Genomic DNA, 6,643 nt, shown 5'->3' with positions numbered 1-6,643 from the left:
AATCTACTTTATAACACAGTAGTACTAGGACCGGTTGCCGGGATGGAAGCTCCTTAGCGATGTTCATATGAAACCTCCGGCTAAATACATTATGCCACAATACATTGTGGCAGATGCCACCAGATAAGTTTTGCACTTATCTCTATTACAATCAGGTCTCGCGCACGATCATCTTGGATTTTGTCATCGCGATACATCACTGCGGAAACCAACAGCCACCAAAACAGCCACACCAAACGATTTTGGCCTCTCGGATTTCGAGAGGCCAATTCAATTTAAGCTATTTATTTTGTTGGTGCCGGGAGGGGGCGAAACCCCCCACGACCTTGCGAGGCTGCCGTCTACGGAGCCTCGGAAAGACTCAGTGTTTTGTTGGTGGAGCGCAAGGGTCCTGACGGTCAGGCTGGCACATCTTCTCGAATCCAAAATTACCTCGGCTTCCCCAATGGCATCTCAGGAGACGACCTCAGTCAACGCGCGTTCCGGCAGGCGGTTAAGTTTGGGGCCGAAGTGGTTCTTACCCGAGAGGTGCAAGAGATCACTCCGCAACCCGATGGCGCATATACGATTGAACTCGATGGTGACGATAAGGTGGACAAAGACCGTCATCCTGGCGACCGGAGTTGATTGGCGCAGGCTCGAGGCGGACGGCTTCGATCGCTTCATCGGACGTGGAGTCTTATATGGGGCTGCACGTGCAGAGGCACCAACTGTGGCAGGTCAGCGTGCGTCTTTATTATCGGCGTTTCTGGTACTTTGGGAAGCGCTCCGCGACGGATATCGATGTGAAGGAAACGATCGAGCGTGAGTGATGGGTCAGCTCAAATTCGAATTCTGGCGGTTGACGACCACGCCCTCGTAAGGCAGGGCATAGCCGTACTCGTCGGCACCCAGCCGGATATGACTCTGGTCGCCGAAGCCTCGAACGGCCGGGAAGCGATCCAACAGTTCCGTACGCATCGTCCAGACGTAACGCTAATGGATTTGCAAATGCCGGAGATGAACGGCTTCGATGCGATCGTCGCGATCCGGGGAGAATTTCCCGATGCGAAAATCATTGTACTGACGACCTACAAAGGCGACATTCGGATTCTTCGCGCACTCAAGGCAGGAGCACAAGGGTACCTGCTAAAGAATACATTTCACAAGGAACTCGTGGAAACGATCCGAGCCGTTCATGCCGGAAGAAAGGCGCTTTCTCTCGAAGCCTCGTACGAAATCGCTGAGCATGCGACGGATGACGCCCTGACGCCGGCAGAGATCAGCGTGCTGCGCTTGATCGCCGCTGGGAATGCCAACAAGCAGATCGCGAATCAGCTCAAGATCACGGAGGAAACCGTAAAGAGTCGAGTCAAGTGCATTCTTTCAAAATTGGGTGCCGATGATCGAACGCAAGCCGCAATGATTGGGCTGAAACGAGGAATCATCGACCTCTAGGTCTCCTTCGGCTGATTCCTCGCCGCCAACAGAACTCTAAAGAGTGACCGAAAATGACTCTCTTTAGGGTTTCGCTCCGTCTCTGCAAAGCAGGAAACTAGTGGAGTGTAGAAGGGTGGGTTTTGCGGCGTCTATATTCCACATTCGCTGGCGGGTGGCCTGGAATAGGTTTGCTTCTCATGCGTCTCGTTCTCGGCGCTTCACTGCTTCTGCGTGCGAACTCGACGCTGTGGAGCGATCCTCTAATCAACACGACGCTAACCTCTTTATTCCTCTCGGCGTTCGGACTGCTTCTCATTCCCGGCCTGTGGACGCCCATCGTTGGAGCTTTGGTTGCGTTGCTCGAAAGCTGGCAGATCATGACGATAGGCGGGGACCGATGGGTCACGGTTTTGCTCGGAACCATTGGCTGCGCTCTCGCCATGTTAGGACCGGGTCTATGGTCAGTCGATGCTCGCCTGTTTGGGTGGAAGCGCGTGGAACCTTCACGGCGCAAAATCAGCGCCAACTCCTGAAGGACTCCTTTATCAATCACCGAAAGTTCTGGCTTGACGGAGGCTATTATTTTCCCTCCCTAGAGGTCGCGATTTGCCTCGTCGTGGGGCTGTTTGCAAACGGGATTCGTTAGACAATTCACACATCGCTGACGAGGTCGAAGTCGCTATGTTTCATTTAGATTACCTCTCTTGCTTTCTCACCATATTGGCGACTGTCCTGCTCGGTCGGAAATCGTGGACGGGACTTCTGATATCAATTGTCAACAGCATGATCGTTTGCGTAATCGGCTTTCGCACGTCTCAGTTTGGCTTTATTCCAGCAAACCTGATTTGCATCTGTGTATACGCATTCAGCATCCGGTCTTGGGTCAAGAAGACTCACACGCACCAGATCCGCCAGCGATGGGGGTTGGGACCACGGAGACGACGATGGTCGACGCTCCCTACACTCCGATCGCTTGGAGCGAGGGTTTTTTGTAAATCAGAAGAAGGTTTCACATCATTGCGGCTACAAGTGAGGAACTATGAATCGTAATCCCATACCGTCCAGGCGGACACCCATGACTTCCTTTCAGGTTGGGCATGGATTAGCTTGCCTAACTATCCTGCTCTCATTAAGCGCAGCATCGATAGGCCAGAATCAGAGCGAAGCGCCGAGTCCGGTCCCAGGGTCGGCCATCCATGTCACGCAAGTCCTGGGGTTTGAAGGTGCGAAGCATAACGCCACCGGAGAGTTGAAAATCCAGGATGGCGTCATGCAATTTCAGCATGATGGAAGTACAGCCGCACAGGTGAGCATAAGCTCCATTCAAGACATCTTTGTCGAGGAAGGAGACAAGCAGGTAGGTGGCACGGCTATGACGCTGGGCAAGACTGCAGCTCCATATGGTGGAGGGCGGGTGGTGAGTCTCTTCGCACATAAGAAATACGACTTCCTCACAGTTGAATATCTTGATAACAGCGGTGGTTTTCACGGTGCCATATTCCAATTGGAAAAAGGCCAAGGAGAACCTTTCAAGAAGGCTCTGGTAGCCAACGGCGCGCACATGACGCCGCCTGTAGAGCGACCCCCCACCCAAAGCACTCTCGAGGTTAAGAATGAAAACAAATAAAAAAACTTCCCTTGCCGCAACTAAGACCACGCTGGGCCTGTCCGGCTTCCACCGGCAAAACAAGCACTGCGGACCACTTGCGGCTGTGATCCTGCTGCTCGGTGCGTTGCAGCTTCAGGTATTCGTCCCAACAGTGCTTGCGGAATCCTCCGCAGATGGAAATAGCGGAGGCGCCCGGCCATGGAGCGTGCAGGTAGATAGAGTCGACCCCGGAGACGTCGGCCTTGATCCATCCTTCGGAGCCGCCATCTACGAGAATCTCCTCGAAGAGCTAACCAAAACGGAGCAGTTCAAACCGGTGTTCCGTAGCGGGGATCGTAACGCGAACGATGTTCCCGGCCTGCTCATTCTGAAGACAACGGTCCAAAAATATACGCCGGGTAGCGAGACTCGACGGGCTGTCACTACCGTGAGTGGTGCGACCAAGTTGAACGTTCGCGTTCAGTTGGTCACACGAGAGGGCCAGGTAGTCCAGGAGCATGTTGTCGATGGCAATGTCCGGTTCATCGGTGGCAACCTCCGAGCAACCCACAACTTGGCACACAATGTGGCAGCTACTTTGAAAAAGTCACCCCTACCGGAACACGCCACCGTGCTCCCCGAAAAAGAGAACGGAAATATGTCTAAGTAACCATTGCGTACACCAGGAGCAGTAAACACGAACGCTGAAGAGGTGACGTCATCATAAAGCTCAAGCTCAACTCCGGATTGGTCATTGCACTGTGCCTGGGGGCCTCCCTTGCGTGGGCCGATTCTTTGGAACTGAAGAACGGCAGCCTGATCAAAGGCAAGTTCATGGGCGGCACGGAGAGCGAGATCAGCTTCCAGGTCGGCTCCTCGGTGCAGAAGTACAACCTCGCTGACATTGTTTCGCTCAAGTTTGATTCCGAAAGGGCAGCAGGTGACCTGCCCAAGGCGTCGACGAGTTCGCTTCCTAACGAACCACAGCCGGCAGAACATGCCGGCATAAAGACGCCGGCGTATGTCACCATCCCCGCAGGAACGCATATCACTGTGCGCACCATCGATGCCCTCGATTCCACACAGAACCATGTGGGTGATCGCTTCCAGGCTTCTCTCGAAGAACCGCTGCGGGTGAACGGTAACGAGATAGTCACCAGGGATGCCGCTGTCTATGGCCGGCTGGCGGAGTCGAAGGAGTCCGGAACGTTCACCGGCAGATCGCAGCTACGGCTGGAACTAACGGCGTTTGTGGTCAATGGGCAGACGGTGCCGATCGTGGCGGGAGACTATGAATTGACCGGCAAGTCGCGCGGGGCGAGCACTGCGAAGAGAACGGTCGGCGGAGCGGCGGTGGGATCGATCATCGGCGCCCTCGCCGGCGGCGGCAAAGGAGCAGCGATCGGCGCGGGTGTCGGGGCGGGCACGGGCGCAGGGTCCGAAATAATCACCAAGGGAGACCAGGTGAAGGTGCCGTCCGAGACCCTGATCGAGTTCACCCTGCAGCAGGATGTATCGATACCGACCCGCCGGTACTAGTTCTTGGCAGGGCCACGGTGAAGATTCGCCTGCTCAGCCACAGGATCATCGAGTCCGCACTTTCGACGGACGACCAGACGAACGCGGCCCAGCTCGCGGAGCTTAAGAGAGCCGGTTGCAAAAGGATCTACGAGGAGAAGATCAGTGGCCGGAATGTCGATCGGCCAGAGCTGACCCGATGCCTTGACCGGCTGGATGAGGGTGACACCCTCATCGTGTGGCGTCTCGATCGCCTGGGAAGATCGTTAGCCGATTTGTTGGAGATTGTGAATACTCTTCAGCGGCGCAAGGTCGCTTTCGTCTCGCTGAAGGAGAAGTTCGATACGAGCCATGCCGCAGGACGCTTGATCTTTCACGTCTTCGCATCGCTGGCGGAGTTTGAGAGGGAACTGATTCGGGAGCGGACTATGGCGGGGTTGGCCGCCGCTAAAGCTCGCGGTCGGCTGGGTGGACGCAAGCCAAAGCTTGCAAAGGACCAGATGAGTAAGATTCGCTCACTGTGGGATGGCAATCAGTATTCGAAGCAGGAGCTTGGAACGATGTTTAGTGTGTCGAAGTCCACGATTGACCGGATCGTTAGGCCGGGACCGGTAAAGCTGAAGGTTGCAGCAAAAGCACGGAAGCTAAAAAGAACCACAATCAGGCCGAGGGGAGGGAAGTGATGCGAGTAATTTGCGCTGGCGGCGGGTTCGATGTTGAGGGAGAAGTGATCGGCGGTGAGGACTTCGACCCGATCAGTGGTACATGCGATCTTGATTCTACTTTCACGGTCCGGTGTGATGATGGAGCGTTATTCCAGGTACACGGCTGGATGTTGAGGTTGCGGCAGTCGAAACGCGGCGCGTTATGGTCATGTGAGCGATGAAGAAAAAGCCTATTCAACGTGCGATTTGCTGTCCCTGCGGGTGCGAGAAGATTCTCGCATTGGGACTCCGCGGGACTTGCTACACGCTCAAGAGGCAGGACGAAGAATACTTCGGCGGTCATCGTGAGACCGTTCTTGCGCGAGATGGCCATCTATGTAGAATTCCGGGTTGTACGAGCCTCAAACGCGGCAAGCGGTCATTGGCGGTGCATCATCGCGTACCGGGAAACAATAACCCGGATCTGATGATTACGCTCTGCTTGGGGCATCGTTGCACAAATCCCTTAACCTGGAATCTCCTTTTTCAGGACTGATTCACCCGAGTTCCTGCTCTTATGAGCGGATTTGCTCGGCCAAGGTTGCGTCTGCAATCGAAAAGTCCAGTGATTCCGTGCCATTCTCGAGTCGCACACACAATCGAGTTCGTTACTCGTCGATCTCTTCGATACTACTCCTTCCTTCCTTAGTCCTCAGAATCGTGGATGACGTTCGCATTTCGCCTTCACCCGCTCCGTAACCTTGAGTTTGTAGTTGAACTGAAACATAATCTCCTCCTCGAAAAAGAGCGGGAGCCGGTTAGCTGACTCCCGCTGCGGGTTAGGCTGCAACTTGCTTTTTAGCCGTCTTCTTCTTCGCTGCGGTGTTCTGATCGGCCTTGATCGGTGTGAGTGTCTTCGCTTTCTTGCTGGCCGTCTTCTTGGGTTGTGGGGGAGCAAAAGCGGCTTCGGCTTCGGTTAGAAAGTCAATTTCGCTTTCGCGCGGAATGGGCGTGTGTCCAGTAAAGACAAGCCGGAGAGCAAACCCGGTGAGCTTGTGATCTGGTAGTCGGTCGATGGTGGATAGCAGGTACATTTCCGGTCTCGGTCATCGGGTCTGATCGAAAGCGGAATGGAACATCATTCGGAGTGCTCAAATTTCTGTCGAATGGCCCAACATCATTTTCAATAGTTCTGAGAGTGGGCTACTGGAATCCAACGGCCGGAACGCGGAGATCTGCGGTTCGTCGGTGGCAGTCATGGCCAGGTTCTATTCAGTTAGGAAAATGCATCTTCTGGAGAAAGGCCTGGACACGTGGATCCGAGTGGAGAGATGTCAGAAAGACATTGGAACGAAGGTCAACCAGGCGCGGCGAATGCTGCTCGTAGGCTTTTTCAAGCGCTTCGATTGCCTTTTCCTTTTCTCCTAGCCGGTTATACATTTTCGCAAGGGCTACAGGGGGTAAAGGGCCCTTG

At 54.6% G+C, this 6,643-nt stretch carries 9 protein-coding genes; 6 read left to right on the top strand and 3 right to left on the bottom strand.

The features are described from left to right. Window positions 1–453 precede the first annotated feature (453 nt). The gene (locus Q363_RS41565; protein ID WP_157467862.1) at window positions 454–666 is read right to left on the bottom strand and encodes a hypothetical protein; all 213 of its coding nucleotides are present in this window, start codon (window positions 664–666) and stop codon (window positions 454–456) included. 138 nt (window positions 667–804) lie between these two features. Here Q363_RS41565 and Q363_RS29735 point away from each other — a divergent pair, with 138 nt between their 5' ends. The 6 genes from Q363_RS29735 to Q363_RS29710 all read left to right on the top strand — a co-directional run bounded on the left by Q363_RS29735 (window position 805) and on the right by Q363_RS29710 (window position 5,208). Further along, window positions 805–1,437 (top strand): response regulator, encoded by a 633-nt coding sequence (locus Q363_RS29735; RefSeq protein ID WP_035357944.1) that lies wholly within the window; start codon window positions 805–807, stop codon window positions 1,435–1,437. Window positions 1,438–1,616: 179 nt separating this feature from the next. Beyond that, window positions 1,617–1,952 (top strand): hypothetical protein, encoded by a 336-nt coding sequence (locus tag Q363_RS29730; protein ID WP_245632558.1) that lies wholly within the window; start codon window positions 1,617–1,619, stop codon window positions 1,950–1,952. 542 nt (window positions 1,953–2,494) lie between these two features. Beyond that, window positions 2,495–3,046, top strand: a complete 552-nt coding sequence (locus tag Q363_RS29725; protein ID WP_035357938.1) for a hypothetical protein — start codon at window positions 2,495–2,497, stop codon at window positions 3,044–3,046. Then, window positions 3,033–3,677 (top strand): hypothetical protein, encoded by a 645-nt coding sequence (locus Q363_RS29720; protein ID WP_035357935.1) that lies wholly within the window; start codon window positions 3,033–3,035, stop codon window positions 3,675–3,677. The genes Q363_RS29725 and Q363_RS29720 overlap by 14 nt, the downstream gene beginning before the upstream one ends. 125 nt (window positions 3,678–3,802) lie before the next feature. Further along, window positions 3,803–4,546: a hypothetical protein gene (locus Q363_RS44975; RefSeq protein ID WP_051979530.1), complete on the top strand. Its 744-nt coding sequence runs from the start codon at window positions 3,803–3,805 to the stop codon at window positions 4,544–4,546. Window positions 4,547–4,563: 17 nt separating this feature from the next. Continuing rightward, window positions 4,564–5,208 carry a recombinase family protein gene (locus tag Q363_RS29710; RefSeq protein WP_035357932.1) on the top strand — a complete coding sequence of 215 codons (645 nt, stop codon included), beginning with the start codon at window positions 4,564–4,566 and terminating at the stop codon, window positions 5,206–5,208. Window positions 5,209–6,008: 800 nt separating this feature from the next. On the opposite strand, the gene Q363_RS29705 is transcribed toward Q363_RS29710, so the two are convergent. Beyond that, a complete protein-coding gene (locus tag Q363_RS29705; protein ID WP_035357930.1) occupies window positions 6,009–6,263 on the bottom strand; it encodes a hypothetical protein in 255 nt (84 codons plus the stop codon). A 178-nt stretch (window positions 6,264–6,441) separates the two neighbouring features. Continuing rightward, window positions 6,442–6,643 (bottom strand): tetratricopeptide repeat protein (locus Q363_RS43355; RefSeq protein WP_211256429.1); only part of this gene is annotated, 202 nt, incomplete at its 5' end.

The organism is Edaphobacter aggregans DSM 19364 (assembly GCF_000745965.1).
Taxonomy (GTDB): domain Bacteria; phylum Acidobacteriota; class Terriglobia; order Terriglobales; family Acidobacteriaceae; genus Edaphobacter; species Edaphobacter aggregans.
Note: the sequence above shows the minus strand (reverse complement) of the source record. Positions and strands in the feature narration are given on the sequence as shown.